Here is an 831-nt window from a genome sequence, read left to right as displayed (position 1 = left end):
CTGCGGGCGGCCACCGACGCCGAGCCCCAGGTGGCCGGCAAGCCGGCGCCCGGCCTGCTGACCGACGCGGCGGCCCGCGGCGACTTCCGGGCGCCCCTGGTGGTCGGTGACCGGCTGGACACCGACATCGAGGGCGCCAACGCCGCGCGCCTGCCCAGCCTGATGGTGCTCAGTGGGGTCAACTCCGCGCGCGACGCCGTCTACGCCCGCCCGGGCCGCCGCCCCACCTACCTCGGCCACGACCTGCGCTCGCTGCACTGCGACGGCGAGCGGCTCGCGGTGGGACCGCAGCCGGGCTGGCGCGTCGAGGCGGCCGGCGGGGCGATCACGGTGGCCGCCGCCCGCAATGACGACGGCGAAGACGACGGCGATGACAACGGCGAGGACGACGGCCTGTCGGTGGTGCGCGCGGTCGCCAGCGCCGTGTGGGGCGCCGACGGCGCGGAGCCGCGCATCGAGGCCGCCGACGACCGGGCGCGCGAGGCGCTGCGGCGTTGGTCGTTGGTGCGCGACGACTGAGCGGTGACTAGCGTAGGGACGCGATGACTATCGACCCCGATCAGATCCGCGCCGAGATCGACACGCTGCTGGCCCGGCTGCCCGAGCCCGGGGACGCCGAGAACCCCGACGTCCAACCCTCGATCGAGGAACTCGAAGAGATCGCCCGCCGGCTGTCCGAGGCCCACGACGTCTTGCTGCGCGCGCTGGAGTCGGCGGAGAAGGGCTGAGTGTCCGCATGTCTCGACGTGCCCGCGTCGACGCCGAACTGGTCCGGCGCGGGCTGGCCCGGTCCCGGCAGCAGGCCGCGGAGTTGATCGACGCCGGCAGGGT

General features: G+C 75.3%; 3 protein-coding genes. All 3 read left to right on the top strand.

Annotated elements, in window-relative coordinates; all coding sequences use genetic code 11:
• The coding region (locus A5714_RS24885; protein WP_156747495.1) for an HAD hydrolase-like protein at positions 1-519 on the top strand (519 nt) is incomplete at its 5' end.
• Between the two features lie 23 nt (positions 520-542).
• Positions 543-728 (top strand): hypothetical protein, encoded by a 186-nt coding sequence (locus A5714_RS24880; protein ID WP_068074843.1) that lies wholly within the window; start codon positions 543-545, stop codon positions 726-728.
• 8 nt (positions 729-736) lie between these two features.
• Positions 737-831: S4 domain-containing protein (locus A5714_RS26430; RefSeq protein ID WP_255396738.1), on the top strand; the 95-nt coding region annotated here is incomplete at its 3' end.

This window comes from Mycobacterium sp. E2462, assembly GCF_001672685.1.
Classification (GTDB): domain Bacteria; phylum Actinomycetota; class Actinomycetes; order Mycobacteriales; family Mycobacteriaceae; genus Mycobacterium.
Note: the sequence above shows the minus strand (reverse complement) of the source record. Positions and strands in the feature narration are given on the sequence as shown.

Excerpts from the sequence above, each read along its gene's own strand:
- A5714_RS24880 (WP_068074843.1), top strand. The coding sequence starts at position 543 with ATGACTATCGACCCCGATCAGATCCGCGCCGAGATCGACACGCTGCTG.